We start from the raw sequence: 16561 nt of genomic DNA, 5'->3' as shown, positions 1-16561 counted from the left end.
GCTTGAGGCCATCTTCCCTGTTCAGCACCCTCACATCGCAGATCAACGCGCCGACTTTTTCAGGCCGAAGTAGCTAACGCGTGCCCAGCGGGTCGATCGTCGAAGCAATGTAGACCATCGCCGTCGCCACCACCGCCGTCGTGGCGAAGTCAATTCCCTTGCTGCGCACCACCAGAAGACCCGCGCGGTCGTCGGACAGCACCAGCCGGAGCGCGGCGGCCACCCCCACCCCGATACCGATCAGCAGCGCGCCGCGGCGCCAGAAGTTCAAGCCCGCCAAGGTGAATGCCGCGACGAAGATCAGCCCGACCGACAGGATCGGCCATTGCCCCCGCAGCCGTGCACGCAGATTCACGGGGCGGCCTCGGCCAGTTCGACGACGTTGGTCAGCAGAAACGCGCGAGTCAGCGGGCCGACCCCGCCGGGGTTGGGCGACACGTGACCGGCCACCTCCCACACGTCCGGGTGCACGTCACCGACCAGCCCGTCGTCGGTGCGGCTGACACCCACATCGACCACGGCGGCGCCCGGGCGCACCATGTCGGCGGTCAGCAGATGCGGCACACCGACGCCGGCCACGATGATGTCGGCCTGACGAGTCAATGAGGGAAGATCGCGAGTTTTGGTGTGGCACAACGTAACTGTGGCGTTCTCGGAACGACGGGTGAGCAGCAGGCCCAACGGCCGGCCCACCGTCACACCACGGCCGATGACCACCACGTGCGCCCCGGCGATCTCGACGTCGTAGCGGCGCAGCAGGTGCACGATGCCGCGAGGAGTACACGGCAGCGGGCCCGGCGTGCCCAACACCAGCCGCCCGAGGTTGGTCGGGTGCAGCCCGTCGGCGTCCTTGTCGGGGTCGACGCGTTCCAGTGCCGCGTTCTCGTCCAGGTGCTTGGGCAGCGGAAGCTGCACGATGTAGCCGGTGCACTCGGGGTTGGCGTTGAGCTCGTCGATGGTCTCGTCGAGCTTGGCCTGGCTGATGTCGGCGGGCAGGTCGCGACGGATCGAGGTGATGCCGACCTTGGCGCAGTCGGCGTGCTTGCCACGGACGTAGGCCTGCGATCCGGGGTCGTCGCCGACCAGGATGGTGCCCAGCCCGGGTGTGCGGCCGGCTGCGGTCAGTGCCGCCACCCGTTGCTTGAGGTCGGCGAAGATCTCATCGCGTGTGGCCTTGCCGTCCAAAGTGATCGCACCCACGCCTGACAGTCTGTCACGCCTGCGTAAGCTGCCGACTATGCCCGCCGACGTGTTCGCCCCGGCCAAGCTTGGCCCGGTGACGCTGCGCAATCGCGTCATCAAGGCCGCGACGTTCGAGGCCCGCACACCGAACGCGCTGGTGACCGACGACCTGATCGAGTACCACCGGCTGCCGGCCGCCGGCGGTGTCGGCATGACCACCGTCGCGTACTGTGCGGTCTCCCCCGGCGGCCGCACGTCCGGCGACCAGATTTGGATGCGCCCGGATGCCGTCGCCGGGCTGCGCCGGCTCACCGAAGCCGTGCACGCCGAAGGCGCGGCGGTCAGCGCGCAGATCGGCCACGCCGGACCGGTGGCCGACGCCCGCTCCAACAAGGCCACCGCGCTGGCGCCGGTGCGGTTCTTCAACCCGATCGGGATGCGGTTCGCCCGCAAGGCCACCCGCGACGACATCGACGACGTCATCGCCGCACACGCCAACGCGGCGAAACTGGCGATCGACGCCGGCTTCGACGCAGTCGAAATCCATTTGGGCCACAACTATTTGGCGAGTTCGTTTCTCAGCCCGTTGATCAACCGCCGCGACGACGAGTTCGGCGGGTCGCTGGAGAACCGGGCCAAAGTGGCCCGCGGGCTGGTGCAGGCCGTGCGCCGCGCGGTCGACGGCCAGATCGCCGTGACCGCCAAACTCAACATGGCCGACGGCGTGCGCGGCGGCATCACGGTCGACGAGGCGCTGACCACCGCGAAATGGCTGCAGGACGACGGCGGGCTGGACGCCATCGAATTGACCGCCGGCAGTTCGCTGGTCAACCCGATGTATCTGTTTCGCGGCGACGCGCCCGTCAAGGAGTTCGCCGGCGCGTTCAAGCCGCCGCTGCGCTGGGGCATCCGGATGACCGGCCACAAGTTCCTGCGCGAATACCCCTACCGCGACGCCTACCTGTTGCGCGATGCCCGGTTGTTCCGCGCCGAGCTGACCATGCCGCTGATCCTGCTCGGCGGCATCACCAACCGCGAGTCGATGGAGCTGGCGATGGCCGAGGGCTTCGACTTCGTCGCGATGGCCCGGGCGTTGCTGGCCGAACCGGATCTGGTCAACCGGATTCGCGACGAGCGCGACGTGCGCTCGGCGTGCATCCACTGCAACCGCTGCATGCCGACGATCTACAGCCGCACCCGCTGCGTGGTCACCGGCGCGCCGGACAGCGCTGCCTGACGGCCGCGTCAAACCCGACTGCGCCACAATGGATACAGTCGGTTCGGTGAACCAACCAGCTACAGTTGTCTCGATGAGTCAAGCAGCACCGCCGGCGCTGACGGTTCGGTATGACGGATCCCAACGCACGTTCGCACCGGGCCATGACGTGGTGGTCGGACGTGACCTTCGCGCCGACATGCGCATCACGCATCCGCTGATTTCACGCGCGCATCTGTTGCTGCGCTTCGACCAGGGCCGGTGGCTGGCGATCGACAACGGTTCGCTGAACGGCACCTTCGTCAACGGCCGCCGCGTGCCGGTCGTCGACATCCACGACGGGCAGAGCATCAACATCGGCAATCCCGACGGGCCGCGGCTGACCTTCGAAGTCGGGCGGCACGCCGGATTGGCCGGCCGGCCACCGCGAACCGCGTCGATGCGCGTCGTCCAACCGTCCGCAACGCCCCGCCCGTCGTACCCGCAGCCGGCGCGCCAGCAGGGCGGGTCGTGGCCGTCGCAGCCGGCACCGATGCGCTCCCACCCGCCGGGCAACCACCCGCACACCACACCGGCGCCCCCTCAGCCGATGTATCCGCCCAGCGGCGGACAGCGACCGGCGGCCGCCTACCCGGGCAGTCCCCCACCGCCGCCGTCGGCGCCGCCGCCGAATGTCCAGCCACAGACCCGGATGGCTCCCGCCCAAGCCAAGCCGCCCGAGGTGGGCAACCTGGCGACGAAGATGATCCAGGTCTTGCGCCCGTCGGCCGCGGCACCGGAGAAGCCGAGCGGGTCGCTGACCATCGGCCGCGCGACCGACAACGACATCGTCATCCAGGACGTGCTGGCGTCGCGCCATCACGCGTTCCTGGTGCCGTCGCCGCTGGGCACCGAGATCCGCGACGCGCGCAGCATCAACGGCACGTTCGTCAACGGCGTGCGGGTCGGGTCGGCGGTGCTCAACGAGGGCGACGTGGTCACGATCGGCAACGTCGACCTGGTGTTCAGCGACGGCACCCTGGTCCGCCGCACCGAGGCCGCTACCCGCACCGGCGGCCTCGAGGTCAACGGCGTGCACTTCAAGGTCGACGGCAAGCAGCTGATCGACAACATCTCGCTGACCGCTCGACCCGGCACGCTGACCGCCATCATCGGCGGATCCGGCGCCGGCAAGACCACGCTGTCGCGGCTGATCGCCGGATATACCCGGCCCAGCAGCGGCTCCATCACCTTCGAAGGGCACGACATCCACCGTGAGTACGCGACGATGCGCAGCCGGATCGGGATGGTGCCGCAGGACGACGTGGTGCATCGCCAGCTGACGGTCAACCAAGCGCTGGGCTACGCCGCCGAGCTGCGGCTGCCGCCGGACACCAGCAAAGAAGAACGCGCCCAGGTGGTAGCGGGGGTGCTCGAGGAGCTCGACCTGACCAAGCAGGCCGACACCCGGGTGGACAAGCTCTCCGGCGGCCAGCGCAAACGCGCGTCGGTCGCGCTGGAACTGCTCACCCAGCCGTCGCTGCTGCTGCTCGACGAGCCGACCTCCGGGCTGGATCCGGCGCTGGACCGCCAGGTCATGCTGATGCTGCGGCAGCTGGCCGACGCCGGTCGTACCGTGCTGGTGGTCACTCACTCGGTGTCCTACCTCGATGTGTGCGACCAGATCCTGCTGGTGGCACCCGGCGGCAAGACGGCGTTCTGCGGACCGCCCGCCCAGATCGAGTCCGCCTTCGGAACCAGGAACTACGCGGAAATCTTCGCCAGCGTGGGCGCCGACCCCGACGAAGCCAATCGGCGCTTCATGGAGAGAGAGGGCCGACGGCCCGAGCAGCACGCGCGCGCCGTCGCCACAGAGCCCGGGGATCTGGGCGAGCCGGTGCACACCGACAGATGGCGCCAGCTGTCCACGATTGCACGACGTCAGGTTCGGCTCGTCATATCCGACCGTGGCTACACGGTGTTCCTGGCGGTGTTGCCGTTCCTCATGGGCGCGCTGGCGCTGACGGTGAAGGGCCCCAAGCCCGGTCTGGGTCCCGCTGCCCCGAACGGCCCCGCACCCACCGAGCCGCAATACATCATGGTCCTGCTGTGTATCGGGGCTGTCTTCATGGGCACTGCGCTGACGATCCGCGACCTGATCGGCGAACGCCCGATCTTCCGCCGAGAACAGGCGGTCGGCCTGTCCACCACGGCCTACCTGTTGGCGAAGGTCGCGGTGTTCTCCGTGTTCGCGACCATCCAGGCGGCGATCGCGACCGTCATCGTCAGGCTCGGCAAGGGCGCGCCCACCGCGCATCCGCCGTTCTTCGACAACTCGACGTTCTCGCTGTTCCTGACTGTCGCAGCAACCTGTGTCGCGTCGGCGATGCTCGGTCTGCTGCTGTCGGCGCTCGCCCAATCCAACGAGCAGATCATGCCGCTGCTGGTGGTCTCGATCATGTCGCAGCTGGTGCTCTGCGGCGGAATGGGGATCCCGGTGACCGGCCGGTTCGGTCTCAACCAGCTGTCCTTTGTGACGCCCGGGCGGTGGGGCTTCGCCGCCGGATCGTCGTCGATCGACTTCCCGAGCCTGGTGAAGGTCCCGCAGATCCCGACGTACGACCGATGGTGGCAACACTCGAAGCACATCTACGTGTTCGACATGGCGATGCTGGCGGCGTTGTCGATCGCTTACACCGTGTACATCCGCTGGCACATCCGGCTCAAACGGAAGTAGCCCTCAGCCGCCGGCCGGTTCCAGAGTCGCCAGCGCGTATTCGCTGATGGCGATCAGCGCGTCGGTGGCCGAGCGGCGATCGCGGGCATCGATGTTGATGATCGGGATGTGCTCGGGCAACGTCAGCGCCTTGCGCACCTCGGCCACGGGATACCTTGGGGCGCCTTCGAATTCGTTGACCGCAATCAGGAACGGCAGGTTGCGGTGCTCGAAGAAGTCGACGGCGGCGAAGCTGTCCTGCAGGCGACGGCAGTCGACCAGGATGATCGCGCCGATGGCGCCGCGCACCAGGTCGTCCCACATGAACCAGAACCGCCGCTGCCCCGGTGTGCCGAACAGATACAGCACCAGATCCTCGTAGAGGGTGATCCGGCCGAAGTCCATTGCCACCGTGGTGGTCCGCTTGTCGGGGGTGGCCTCCAGCATGTCCACGCCGGCGGAGGCGTCGGTGACCATCGCCTCGGTGCGCAGCGGCATGATTTCCGACACCGCGCCCACAAAGGTCGTCTTGCCGGCGCCGAACCCGCCTGCGATCACGATCTTCGTCGAGGCGGTCTCCCGCGTCTCAGAGCGCTCGTAAGCCACGCAGCGTCCTTCCTATGAGTTCGCGGCGTTCATCGCGGGTCGAACGCTCATTCAAAGTCCGGCTCACCCGAAGGTAGCCCGAAGTCACCAAGTCGCCGACCAGGACGCGCGTGACGCCGAGCGGCAAATCCAGCCGGGCCGAGATCTCGGCGACCGAGGGACTTTTGATGCACAGCTGGACGATTTTGCCTCGCAAGTCGCTGGCAGGCCATTTGTGAAACAGTGCCGACTGCAGCGTCTGCACCGGCGCTTCCATGGGAAGGTCGACGGTGGTGTCGGTCCGCCCGGCCGTGAGGGTGTACGGGCGAACAAGGCTCGCCTCAGTTGCGGGCGGCGGCTGCTCGGGTCTTTCCATCGCGGCTCACGAGTGCTTCACGAGGGTTGGGGAGCTCGCCGGGACGACTGCACGACGCCGCCCACCCGTTCGACAAGGACCGCCATCTCGTATCCGATCTGGCCGATATCGCACGACGTCGCGGCCAGCGTGGCCAGATGCGAGCCGTCGCCGACCCGCATCAGCAGCAGGTAGCCGTTGGCCATCTCCACCACCGACTGCAGCACCTGGCCGCCGTCGAACAGCTGCGCGGCGCCGGTGGCCAGGCTGGCCAGGCCGGATGCCACCGCGGCCAACTGGTCGGCGCGATCGGGCGGCAGGTGCTCGCTGGCGGCGATCAGCAGCCCGTCCACGGACACCAGCACCGCATGCGACACTCCGGGCACCTCACGGGCGAAGTTCGACACCAGCCAGTCAAGCGAGTTGTCGGGTGACTGGCGTGAGGGGTTGCTCATTCGTGATCAGGTCCTTGATGTGTCTCGCGGGCGTGCGACCGTCCGGCCCGCACGCCGCCGAAGTGGCTGCTGATGGAAGCGCGGATCGCGTCGGGGTCCGGGGCCTGGTGCCGACCGGCGCCAAATCCGCCGTTCGATGCTACCCCGTTGTCCTCGTCAGCCCGGTGCTGCGCTGCGCCGTTGACGCGATCGCCGGTGGGCTCGGGGGTCGCGCCGCCGGGTACCAGGCGCGCGCCGGGTTCACGCACCGGCAGGCCCGTTTCGGTGTGCGCCTGGATCGGCACGTTCTCGACCTCGGCGGCCGCCGACCAGCCACGGTCCCACACCGTCTGCCAGTCCAGGTCGGCGCTGTGGGCCAGCTCGTGCGGGTCGACCAGCCACTCGGAGAGCATCCGCTGATAGATCAGGTCCTCGGGTTCGGCCGGCTGGGTGACCGGCGCGGCGGCCTCGGCCGGCCAGTACTCGTCGGTCTCCGCCGCGGCGGGCTCGGCGGTTTCGGGCTCTAGAGCTTCGGGCTCGACTGGCGGCCGCGAGGTGAAGAACGACGATGTATTCGAAACCGGTTGTGCCGCAGGCTCTTCGGTACGCGGCTGGTTCCGCGTGCCCCACCACAGTGGCGGCTCCTCGGGTTCGCGCGGTTGGTCCGGAGCCTCGACCGGGCGGAGCGGAGCGCCGGTGATGCCGCTGGAGCCGGGGGTGCGCCGCGGCAACAAGGTGCCCGGTGATTCGGGCGGGTGCGAGCCGTTGCGCTCGACGGGCTCGGGTGGGGCGGCGAATTCGGCGGAGTCGTCGTAGTCCGCGGCGGCCACCGCCTCCTCGACCGTGGCCATGTGGCGCCCTGCGGGGGCCGGTCGCGGCCCGGCGTAGTCGGCACCCACCAGCACCGCCGGCGGCAGGTACACCTCGGCCGTCGTACCGGGACGGCGCCCGTCGCGCGAGGAATTGCGCAACCGCACCCGGATCCCGTGCCGGTCGGCCAGCCGGCCGACCACGAACAGGCCCATGTGGCGCGCGTTGTCCGGGGTGACCTCGCCGCCGGCGCGCAGCCGCATGTTGGCGATGCGCCGGTCCCCCTCGGTCATGCCCAGGCCGGCGTCGACGACCTGGATGAGCACCCCGCCGTCGTTGCGCCGTGTGGCGGACACCCGCACCGGCGACATCGGCGGCGAATAGCGCAGCGCATTGTCGATCAACTCGGCGAGCAGGTGCACGATGTCGCCGGCAGCGGTACCGAGGACCGTGCTGTCGGGCACGGTCGGCGTCTCGACCCGCCGATAGTCCTCGACCTCGGAGGTGGCGGCGTTGATCAGTGTCGACAGCGGCTGAGGTCCGCGCTGGTCCCCCCGGGAGGTCTGTGCGCCGGCCAGCACCAGCAGGTTGGCGCCGATGCGACGCATCCGGGCGGCCAGGTGGTCCAGCCGGAACAGGCTGTCCAGCCGCTCCGGGTCCTGCTCGTTGCGCTCCAGCCGGTCGATCAGCGACAGCTGTTGGTCGACCAGCGAGCGGTTGCGCCGCGACATGGTTTCGAACATGTCGTTGACCAGCAGACGCAGTCGGGCCTCGTCGCCGGCCAGCAGCAGCGCCTGGGTGTGCAGCTCGTCGACGGCGTGCGCCACCTGGCCGATCTCCTCGCTGGTGTAGACCGGCAACGGCTCGGGGACCCGCTCGTCGCCGGCCCGCACCCGGGCGATCTCACGCTCGAGGTCTTCGTGGGCGACCTTGAGGGCGCCGTCGCGCAGCACTCGCAGCGGCTGGATCAGCGAACGCGCCACCAGCAGCACGATCACCAGCGCGGCCACGATGGCGGCCAGCACCAGCACGGTGTCGCGGATCGCGGCGTCGCGCCGATCGTTGGCCCGATCCTCGACCGCCTTGGTCACCGACGAGGTGGTGTCCTTGATGATCTGCGAGGCGATCGCGTCGGTGGTCTGGATCGACCGCAGCAGCACCGGATTGTTGACCAGCAGGCTGGCCGGGTCGGACATGACCGCCATCCGGGTCACCATCTGCTGCTGCAGCTTCTTGGCCTCCGGCGAGCCGACGCCGAGCACCTCGGCCATCCCGAACAGCGTGGACGGTTCGGTGCCGGCCAAGGTCATCATCGAGGTGCGCAGCTCGGGCTCGGGCAGATCGCCGCCGCGGGTGACCAGCAGCTGCTGCATCATCATCTGGCCGCGGGCCCCGATCGCCCGGCTCAGTCCCTGCGCGGTGGCCCGAATCTTCTCGTTGTCGACCCGGACGGACCCGTCGATGGCGTTCTCGGCGGTTAGCAGGATGGGCGCATAGCTGGTCACCCGGTCGCGCAAACCGATGCTGTTCGACGCGACCTTGTCCAGCAGCGCCTGACCCCCGTTGAGCAGAACGCCGACCCCGTTGCGCACGTCGGCGGCCACGTCGGTGTCCGACAGCCGCGACTGCAGCTCGTATTTGCGGGCCTCGTAGTTTTTCTTGGCACCCTCGACGTCGCCGCCGTTGGACGCCGACAACAACGCCACGTCGAGCGCCGACATGTATTTGGTAATGGCCGGAACGACTTCGGCGCGGGCAGCGGCCAACCGAAGTTCGCTGGCCTCGTTCAGCGCGCCATAGATGCGCAATCCTCCGAAAACCATTGCGAGTATCAGCGGCACCGCGACAATCGCGACGACTTTCCATCGGACCGGCCAATTGCGCAGCGACCATGTCGGCGGGCGTTTAGCCGGAGCAGCGTCGGCGACGGGGGTTTCCGGGGTTTCGTCTGTAGCCGGCGACACCGCCCGAGTCGGGCGGGCAAACATCGTCACCGGACCGCGGTCGGGCTACCGACCGCTCCGCTGATATGCAGTGTTCGCGCGTCGTTCATATGGCTTCCTGCTAATTGCACCCGTGCTCAGGGCAGACGGGCGAGCGATATGCGCCTGGCAATTCGACGAGTATGACAGCCTGCGGCCACACTGACCACAATTCTTACTGAACAGACAGAGTTCGCCGGACCGTGCCAGACGCCGCAAAGGATAGCTGAGCAAATTGGTGACGGACAACTGCGATGATCGTCAGATGTTCCGGCTGTTGTTTTTCTCGCCGCGGATAGCGCCTAACACCGGCAACGCGATCCGGACCGCGGCGGCCACCGGCTGCGAGCTCCATCTGGTCGAGCCGCTGGGCTTCGACATGTCCGAGCCCAAGCTGCGCCGGGCCGGGCTGGACTATCACGACCTGGCGTCGGTCACCGTGCACGCGTCGTTGGATGCGGCCTGGGACGCGTTGTCGCCGCCGCGGGTGTACGCGTTCACCGCGCACGCGACGACGGTATTCACCGACGTGCGCTATCAGGCCGGCGACGTGTTGATGTTCGGGCCGGAGCCGACCGGTCTGGACGCGGCGACGCTGGCCGACGCGCACATCACCGACCGGGTCCGCATCCCGATGCTGAGCGGGCGACGGTCACTGAACCTGTCGAATGCTGCCGCCGTCGCCGTCTACGAGGCGTGGCGCCAGCACGGGTTCGCCGGAGCGTGAGCGTTACCAGCTGTTCCAATGCGTGACTTGCTCGGCGGGCAGCCGCTTGGCCGGCTTGAAGTCCGTGCCCTTGGTGTAGGCGATCGGGAACAACCCGCCCTGGCTGTACTCGTCGAACGGAATGCCGAGCAGTTCGGCGGCCTGCTTTTCGCCGTCACCGACCAGATGCAGCGTGGTCCACGCCGAACCCAGGCCCCGCGACCGAAGGGCCAGCATGAAGCTCCACACCGCGGGCAGCAGCGATCCCCAGAACGACGCGCTCATGCCGGCCGGCGAATTGTCCGGCCGCCCTTGCAGACACGGGACGAGCATCACCGGCACCTCGTGGAAGTGCTCGTTGAGATACTTGGCCGACTCGTACACCAGAGGTCTGCGCTCGTCGCGAATGTCGCCGTACTTGGGCTTGGGCAGGTCGAGGTACGCGGTCGCATTGGCGCGATAGATGTCGGCCAGCGCCTTTTTCTTGTCGGGGTCGTCGACGAAGACCCACTGCCAGCCCTGGGCGTTGGAGCCGGTCGGCGCCTGCAGGGCCAATTCGAGGCATTCCATCAGCACCTCGCGCGGTACCGGCTTTTCCAGGTCGAGGCGTTTACGAACCGAGCGGGTGGTGGTGAGGACTTCGTCGAAGGACAGATTCAGGGTCATGCGGCGAGACTACATTTTCTCGCCGAGCGTGAAACTGCTGCGAGTTTTTGCTGGTTTATTCGCAACGGTTTCACGCTCGGCGCAACGGGTCAGCGGAAGTCGCGGGACTTCGAGGCCATTCTCAAGGTGAGCTTGCCCAGCCGTTCGGCTACGACAGTGACTGCGCCGCTGGCGTTTTGGACCTGACCGCGGACCACCAGCGCCGACGCCGTCTGTGCCAGCTTGCGATGGCGCGCCCACACCCCCGGCGTACAGAGCACGTTGACCATGCCGGTCTCGTCTTCGAGGTTGACAAACGTCACTCCCTGCGCCGTCGCCGGCCGCTGCCGATGGGTCACCGCCCCGGCGATCAACACCCGGTCGCCGTCGGGCACGCTGGTCAGCTTCTCGGCGGGGACCACCCCCATTGCGTCCAGGTCCTCGCGCAGGAACTGCGTCGGGTAACTGTCCGGGGAGATGCCGGTGGCCCACACGTCGGCGGCGGCCAACTCCAGCTCGCTCATCCCCGGCAGTTCCGGGATGCGCGACGATGAGCCCACCCCGGGCAGCCGGTCCGGCCGCTGGGTGGCCGCCGCCCCCGCCGCCCACAGCGCTTCCCGCCGCGACATTCCGAAGCAGGCCAGCGCCCCGGCGGTGGCCAGCGCCTCGGTCTGCGGCACCGAAAGCTGCACCCGGGTGGTCAGATCCAGCAGAGAAGCGAACGGCCCGTTGGCTTTTCGCTCCTCGACCAGTTTTTCGGCCAGGTCGTCGCCGATATGACGCACACTGCCCAGCCCCAATCGGACGGCGTTCCCTGCGTCTTCCAAGGTGGCGTGCGCCAGGCTGGCGTTGACGTCGGGCCCGTGCACCGTAACCCCGTGCCGGCGGGCGTCGGCCACCAGCGACTGCGGCGAGTAGAAGCCCATCGGCTGGGCGCGCAGCAGCGCCGCGCAGAACGCCGCCGGGTGGTGCAGCTTGAACCACGACGAGTAGAACACCAGCGACGCGAAACTCAGCGCGTGGCTTTCCGGGAAGCCGAAATTGGCGAAGGCTTCCAGCTTTTCGTATACGCGGTCGATCACCGCGTCGTCGGCGCCGTGCAGCGCGCGCATGCCGTCGTAGAACCGGCCGCGCAGCCGTCGCATCCGTTCGGCCGAGCGCTTGGACCCCATGGCGCGGCGCAGCTGGTCGGCCTCGGCGGCGGAAAACCCGGCGCAGTCCACTGCGAGCTGCATCAGCTGTTCCTGAAACAGCGGCACGCCCAACGTTTTCCGCAGTGCCGTCTCCATCGAGGGGTGGTCGTAGACGACCGGGTCGACTTCGTTGCGCCGGCGGATGTACGGGTGTACCGAGCCGCCTTGGATGGGGCCCGGTCGGATCAGCGCGACCTCCACCACCAGGTCGTAGAACTCCCGCGGCTTGAGTCTCGGCAGCGTAGCCATCTGGGCTCGCGACTCCACCTGGAACACCCCCACGGAATCGGCACGCTGCAACATCTCGTAGACCGCCGGCTCGGAGAGGTCCAGCTTGGCCAGGTCGACCTCGATGCCCTTGTGTTCGGCCACCAGGTCGATCGCGTAGTGCAGCGCGCTGAGCATGCCCAGGCCGAGCAGGTCGAATTTCACCAAACCGATTGCCGCGCAGTCGTCTTTGTCCCACTGCAACACACTGCGGTTTTCCATCCGCGCCCATTCCACCGGGCACACGTCGGCGATCGGGCGGTCGCAGATCACCATGCCACCGGAGTGGATACCCATGTGCCGCGGCAGGTTGGCGATCTGGGTGGCCAGGTCGATCACCTGCTCGGGGATGTCCTCCACGTCCGGAGAATCGGCCAGCCCGTTCCAGCGACTGATCTGCTTGCTCCATGCGTCCTGCTGGCCCTGCGAGAAACCCAGCGCACGGGCCATGTCGCGCACCGCGATCCGGCCTCGATAGGTGATGACGTTGGCGACCTGCGCGGCGTAGTCACGGCCGTATTTGTCGTAGACGTACTGGATGACCTTTTCCCGCTGATCCGACTCGATGTCGATGTCGATGTCGGGCGGGCCGTCGCGGACCGGCGACAGGAAGCGTTCGAACAGCAGCTCGTTGGCCACCGGGTCGACGGCGGTGACCCCGAGCGCGTAGCAGACGGCCGAGTTGGCCGCCGATCCCCGGCCCTGGCACAGGATGTTGTTCTCGTGGCAGAACCGGGTGATGTCGTGCACCACCAGGAAGTAGCCCGGAAACTTCAGCTGCTCAATGACTTTCAGCTCGTGGTCGATCTGCGCGTAGGCTTTTCGAGCGTGCTCGGGCGGGCCGTAGCGGTCGCGGGCGCCGGCCAGGGTCAGCTCGCGCAACCAGCTGTCTTCGCTGTGGCCGGGCGGCACGTCGAACGGCGGCAGCTGCGGGGCGATCAGCGCCAGGCCGAACGCGCACTGCTCGCCGAGTTCGGCCGCGGCGCGCACCGCCTCGGGATGCCAGGCGAACAGCCGGGCCATCTCCTCACCGGAGCGCAGGTGCGAACCACCCAGCGGCGCAAGCCATCCGGCGGCCTCATCCAGCGATTGCCGGGCCCGGATCGCGCCCATCGCCATCGCCAGCCGGGCGCGCGACGGCTCGGCGAAATGCGCGCCGGTGGTGGCGACCACGCCGACGCCGAACCGCGGCGCCAGCGCCGCCAGCGCGGCGTTGCGTTCGTCGTCGACGGGGTGGCCATGCTGGGTCAGCTCAATGCTGACCCGATCGGCGCCGAACCGGTCCACCAGGCCGGCCAGCGCCACCGTTGCCGCTTCCGGGCCTTGGGAGTAAAGGGCTTGCCGCACATGGCCTTTGCGGCATCCGGTCAGGATGTGCCAGTGCCCGCCCGCCGCCTCGGTCAGCGCGTCGAAGTCGAAGCGCGGCTTGCCTTTCTCGCCGCCGGCCAGGTGTGCGGCGGCCAGCTGCCGCGACAACCGCCGATAGCCTTCCGCGCCGCGGGCCAGCACCAGCAGATGCGGGCCCGGCGGATCGGGTGCCTCGGTGCGGGCGCCCGGGCCCAAGGACAACTCGGCGCCGAACACGGTCGCGATGTCCAATTCCGCGGCGGCCTCGGCGAAGCGCACCGCCCCGTACAGGCCGTTGTGGTCGGTCAGCGCGATGGCGCGCAGATCCAGCCGCACCGCCTCCTCCACCAATTCCTCCGGCGTGCTGGCCCCGTCGAGGAAGCTGTAGGCCGAATGCGCGTGCAACTCGGCATAGTCAACCGACGAACGGACCGGCCGATTATCGCCCGGCGGCTGATACCGCCCGCGCCGGCGGGACCGGGGGCCGTCGTCGGGCGGCTCGGCGGCAACCGGCACGCTAGCCCGGCGGGGTTTGTCGCGCGGCGACCCGCTGCGCCCGGCTTCGCCGCGCTTGCGATCGCCGCGGGGCTTGCCGTCGAGCACACGCTCCATTTCCGCCCAGCTCGGCGGACCGTTTCCCCAGCCCACCCGGACAGTGTATCGAATATATGTTCGATACAGCTAGGCGCGGTGCGCTCACGGCATCCCGCGTTCCACTGCGACCAGCAACACGCTGTGAATTTTCGTGAACTGCATTGCTACACAACCGACCACGGTTGTTTACAGGATTTAATCCTCCCGCCACCTGCCACCTCTCGCCGCAGCGGATACTCGTACGCAGTCCCAGCAGCGAACGGCGGTGACGAGCCATGGAGCAACTCAAAACGCTCGACGCGGGTTTTCTCATGGCCGAGGATTCCGACCGCAACGTCAGCCTGGCGATCGGCGGGATCGCCGTCATCGACGGCTCCGCCCCCAACTATGGGCAGTTCAAAGACACTCTGGCACAACGGATCCGCGCGATACCGCGATGCACGCAGATGCTGCGGACCCAGCCCTTCGACGTCGGTGCCCCGAAGTGGGTCGACGATCCGGGGTTCGACCTGAGCCGTCACGTGCGTCGAGTGGCACTTCCCCGACCCGGCGACGACGCGGAACTGTACCGAGTCGTCGCCGATGTGCTGGAGCGACGCCTGGATCGGGATCGTCCACTGTGGGAATGCTGGGTCATCGAGGGTCTGAAGGGCAATCGCTGGGCGATCCTGATGAAGATCCATCACGCCATGGCCGACGGGATCTCGGCCACCCGCATCCTCTCCCGGCTCTGCGACGACGTCGACGGCGACGCATTCGCCCGACCCATCGCCGCCAAGAAGGCCGTCGCTGCACACCCACATCTGAAACCGGTGGCCGACCTCACCCCGCGCAGCAACCCGGTCGAGAACCTCTGGCGCGCGGCGACCGGCATCACCGGCGCGGCTGCGCGGACGGTTAGCGGCGCCGCCGAAATCGCCGCCGGCTTGCTCCGACCGGCCACCCGATCCTCGCTGGTGGGACCCGTCACCGCGATGCGGCGCTATAGCGCCGTACGCGTCCCCCTCTCCGACGTCGAGCAGGTGAGCCGCAAGTTCGACGTGACCATCAACGACGTTGCGCTCACGGCGATCACCGAAGGCTTCCGCTCGGTCTTGCTGCACCGCGGCGAGCAGCCTCGCCCGGACTCACTGCGCACCCTGGTGCCGGTATCGGCACGCTCGCCCGACGCGCTGGACAAGCCGGGCAATCGCCTCTCGGTTATGCTGCCCTATCTCCCCGTCGATCAGGATGACCCGATCCAGCAATTGCGCGCCGTGCACAGCCGGCTGACGCGAGCCAAGCACGGCGGACAGCGGCAAGCCGGCTGCATGGCCGTGTCGGCGACCAACTACACCCCGTTCATGTTGTCCTCGTGGGTGATTCGGTTCCTGATGCGGCTGCCGCAACGCGGCATCGTCACCTTGGCAACGAATGTCCCAGGACCGAGCCGCCACTTAGAGATGATGGGCCGCAAGGTGGCGCGCTTGCTGCCGATCCCACCGATCGCGCTGCGACTGCGCACGGGTGTGGCCGTGCTGAGCTATGCCGACGACCTGGTGTTCGGTATCACCGCCGACTACGACGCCGGCGCCGATGTCGAGGAACTGGCCAAAGGTATCGAACTGGCCGTGGCGCGTTTGCAAATGCTCAGCCAAGATTCGGTCTTGCTGTTTGCCAAGTGAGACCTACCGGTCAGGCGCGGCGGGCCACGATCACCGGTGTGCGCGACGCCTGCACGACCGCCAGGCTGACCGACCCCAGCAGCATCCCGGCAAAGCCGCCCCGGCCGTGACTGCCCACCACAACCAGCTGCGCCGAGCGCGACTGCTCGATCAGATGGTCGGCCGGCCGATCACCCACGACCACCCGGCGCACCGAAACGTCGGGGTAGCGCTCCTGCAGCCCGCGAGCTGCTCGGCGAGCACCCGCTCGCCGTCGGCCTGCATCGTGGCGAGGTCGATTCCGGGCACGTCGAACAGCCCGGTGTCGTGCCAGGCGTGGACCGCCACGAGCGCCACGTCCCGCAACGACGCTTCCTCGAAGGCCAGCGCCATCGCGGCGTCGGAGACCGGCGAACCGTCGACGCCTACCACCACCGGGGAGTCGGCGGGGTGCGTCGCCGGGTCTTCGTCGTGGATGACCGCCACCGGGCAATGCGCATGCCGGACCAGGTTGGCACTGACCGACCCCAGCAGCGTGCGACGCAACCAGCCATGCCCGCGGCAGCCGACGACGACCATCGCGGCTTCCTTGCTCAGGTCCACCAGCGTGGGAACGGTGTGTCCGACCACGGTCTCGGCGCCGACGTGCGGCGGGTCGGCCGTGCTCTGCTCGACGATCGCGAACGCGTCCTGAAGGTGGCGCTGCCCCTGCTCCTCCTGCCACTGCATGTACCCGGGCGGCATCGGAGTCTCGGGAAATGTCATCACGACGGGCGGGGCGAGTACATGGACCAAGGTGAGTGGAACGCCACGCATGGCCGCGTCATGTGCCGCCCAGTCCACCGCCACCTTCGACGACGGCGATCCGTCGACACCGACCAGGATTCCGCGAGGCATCTGCTCACCT

General features: G+C 68.3%; 12 protein-coding genes and 1 pseudogene. 4 read left to right on the top strand and 9 right to left on the bottom strand.

The features are described from left to right. Nucleotides 1-73 precede the first annotated feature (73 nt). Both AWC14_RS13925 and AWC14_RS13920 read right to left on the bottom strand, forming a co-directional pair. Nucleotides 74-355: a DUF3017 domain-containing protein gene (locus AWC14_RS13925; protein ID WP_428838970.1), complete on the bottom strand. Its 282-nt coding sequence runs from the start codon at nucleotides 353-355 to the stop codon at nucleotides 74-76. Beyond that, nucleotides 352-1200 carry a bifunctional methylenetetrahydrofolate dehydrogenase/methenyltetrahydrofolate cyclohydrolase gene (locus AWC14_RS13920; protein WP_045374649.1) on the bottom strand — a complete coding sequence of 283 codons (849 nt, stop codon included), beginning with the start codon at nucleotides 1198-1200 and terminating at the stop codon, nucleotides 352-354. Before AWC14_RS13920 ends, AWC14_RS13925 begins: the two co-directional genes overlap by 4 nt. Before the next feature lie 37 nt (nucleotides 1201-1237). On the opposite strand from AWC14_RS13920, the gene AWC14_RS13915 reads away from it, so the two are divergent. Further along, complete coding sequence (locus tag AWC14_RS13915; RefSeq protein ID WP_045374647.1) at nucleotides 1238-2419, top strand: NADH:flavin oxidoreductase; 1182 nt, start codon at nucleotides 1238-1240, stop codon at nucleotides 2417-2419. 73 nt (nucleotides 2420-2492) lie between these two features. Continuing rightward, nucleotides 2493-5114 carry an FHA domain-containing protein gene (locus AWC14_RS13910; RefSeq protein ID WP_045374645.1) on the top strand — a complete coding sequence of 874 codons (2622 nt, stop codon included), beginning with the start codon at nucleotides 2493-2495 and terminating at the stop codon, nucleotides 5112-5114. Between the two features lie 3 nt (nucleotides 5115-5117). Here AWC14_RS13910 and AWC14_RS13905 read toward each other — a convergent pair whose 3' ends face one another. The 4 genes from AWC14_RS13905 to AWC14_RS13890 are packed head-to-tail and all read right to left on the bottom strand — an operon-like array spanning nucleotide 5118 to nucleotide 9271. Next, nucleotides 5118-5699: a GTP-binding protein gene (locus AWC14_RS13905; RefSeq protein ID WP_045374643.1), complete on the bottom strand. Its 582-nt coding sequence runs from the start codon at nucleotides 5697-5699 to the stop codon at nucleotides 5118-5120. Beyond that, the gene (locus tag AWC14_RS13900; RefSeq protein WP_045374641.1) at nucleotides 5680-6054 is read right to left on the bottom strand and encodes a DUF742 domain-containing protein; all 375 of its coding nucleotides are present in this window, start codon (nucleotides 6052-6054) and stop codon (nucleotides 5680-5682) included. Before AWC14_RS13900 ends, AWC14_RS13905 begins: the two co-directional genes overlap by 20 nt. A gap of 17 nt (nucleotides 6055-6071) precedes the next feature. Continuing rightward, a complete protein-coding gene (locus tag AWC14_RS13895) occupies nucleotides 6072-6488 on the bottom strand; it encodes a serine protease inhibitor (protein WP_045374639.1) in 417 nt (138 codons plus the stop codon). Next, nucleotides 6485-9271: a sensor histidine kinase gene (locus tag AWC14_RS13890; RefSeq protein ID WP_045374637.1), complete on the bottom strand. Its 2787-nt coding sequence runs from the start codon at nucleotides 9269-9271 to the stop codon at nucleotides 6485-6487. Before AWC14_RS13890 ends, AWC14_RS13895 begins: the two co-directional genes overlap by 4 nt. A 253-nt stretch (nucleotides 9272-9524) precedes the next feature. Between AWC14_RS13890 and AWC14_RS13885 the strand changes: the two genes are divergently transcribed. Continuing rightward, nucleotides 9525-9986, top strand: a complete 462-nt coding sequence (locus tag AWC14_RS13885) for a tRNA (cytidine(34)-2'-O)-methyltransferase (RefSeq protein WP_045374635.1) — start codon at nucleotides 9525-9527, stop codon at nucleotides 9984-9986. A gap of 3 nt (nucleotides 9987-9989) precedes the next feature. Here the strand turns inward: AWC14_RS13885 and AWC14_RS13880 are convergent, their stop codons facing one another. After that, nucleotides 9990-10631, bottom strand: a complete 642-nt coding sequence (locus AWC14_RS13880) for a nitroreductase family protein (RefSeq protein WP_045374633.1) — start codon at nucleotides 10629-10631, stop codon at nucleotides 9990-9992. 89 nt (nucleotides 10632-10720) lie between these two features. Next, entirely contained in the window at nucleotides 10721-14065 is a 3345-nt protein-coding gene (locus AWC14_RS13875) for an error-prone DNA polymerase (RefSeq protein ID WP_045374632.1), read from the bottom strand. A 221-nt stretch (nucleotides 14066-14286) separates the two neighbouring features. Between AWC14_RS13875 and AWC14_RS13870 the strand changes: the two genes are divergently transcribed. After that, nucleotides 14287-15675: a WS/DGAT/MGAT family O-acyltransferase gene (locus AWC14_RS13870; protein ID WP_045374630.1), complete on the top strand. Its 1389-nt coding sequence runs from the start codon at nucleotides 14287-14289 to the stop codon at nucleotides 15673-15675. A 10-nt stretch (nucleotides 15676-15685) separates the two neighbouring features. On the opposite strand, the pseudogene AWC14_RS13865 reads toward AWC14_RS13870, so the two are convergent. Further along, nucleotides 15686-16551: pseudogene (locus tag AWC14_RS13865) on the bottom strand (universal stress protein). Between the last annotated feature and the right edge of the window lie 10 nt (nucleotides 16552-16561).

The sequence above is a fragment of the Mycobacterium kyorinense genome (assembly GCF_002101735.1).
GTDB lineage: Bacteria > Actinomycetota > Actinomycetes > Mycobacteriales > Mycobacteriaceae > Mycobacterium > Mycobacterium kyorinense.
Note: the sequence above shows the minus strand (reverse complement) of the source record. Positions and strands in the feature narration are given on the sequence as shown.

Bases quoted from the DNA above. Each gene is read 5' to 3' on its own strand.
- AWC14_RS13915 (WP_045374647.1), top strand. From the start codon at position 1,238: ATGCCCGCCGACGTGTTCGCCCCGGCCAAGCTTGGCCCGGTGACGCTG.
- AWC14_RS13910 (WP_045374645.1), top strand. From the start codon at position 2,493: ATGAGTCAAGCAGCACCGCCGGCGCTGACGGTTCGGTATGACGGATCC.
- AWC14_RS13900 (WP_045374641.1), bottom strand. From the start codon at position 6,054: ATGGAAAGACCCGAGCAGCCGCCGCCCGCAACTGAGGCGAGCCTTGTT.
- AWC14_RS13895 (WP_045374639.1), bottom strand. From the start codon at position 6,488: ATGAGCAACCCCTCACGCCAGTCACCCGACAACTCGCTTGACTGGCTG.
- AWC14_RS13885 (WP_045374635.1), top strand. From the start codon at position 9,525: ATGTTCCGGCTGTTGTTTTTCTCGCCGCGGATAGCGCCTAACACCGGC.
- AWC14_RS13880 (WP_045374633.1), bottom strand. From the start codon at position 10,631: ATGACCCTGAATCTGTCCTTCGACGAAGTCCTCACCACCACCCGCTCG.
- AWC14_RS13870 (WP_045374630.1), top strand. From the start codon at position 14,287: ATGGAGCAACTCAAAACGCTCGACGCGGGTTTTCTCATGGCCGAGGAT.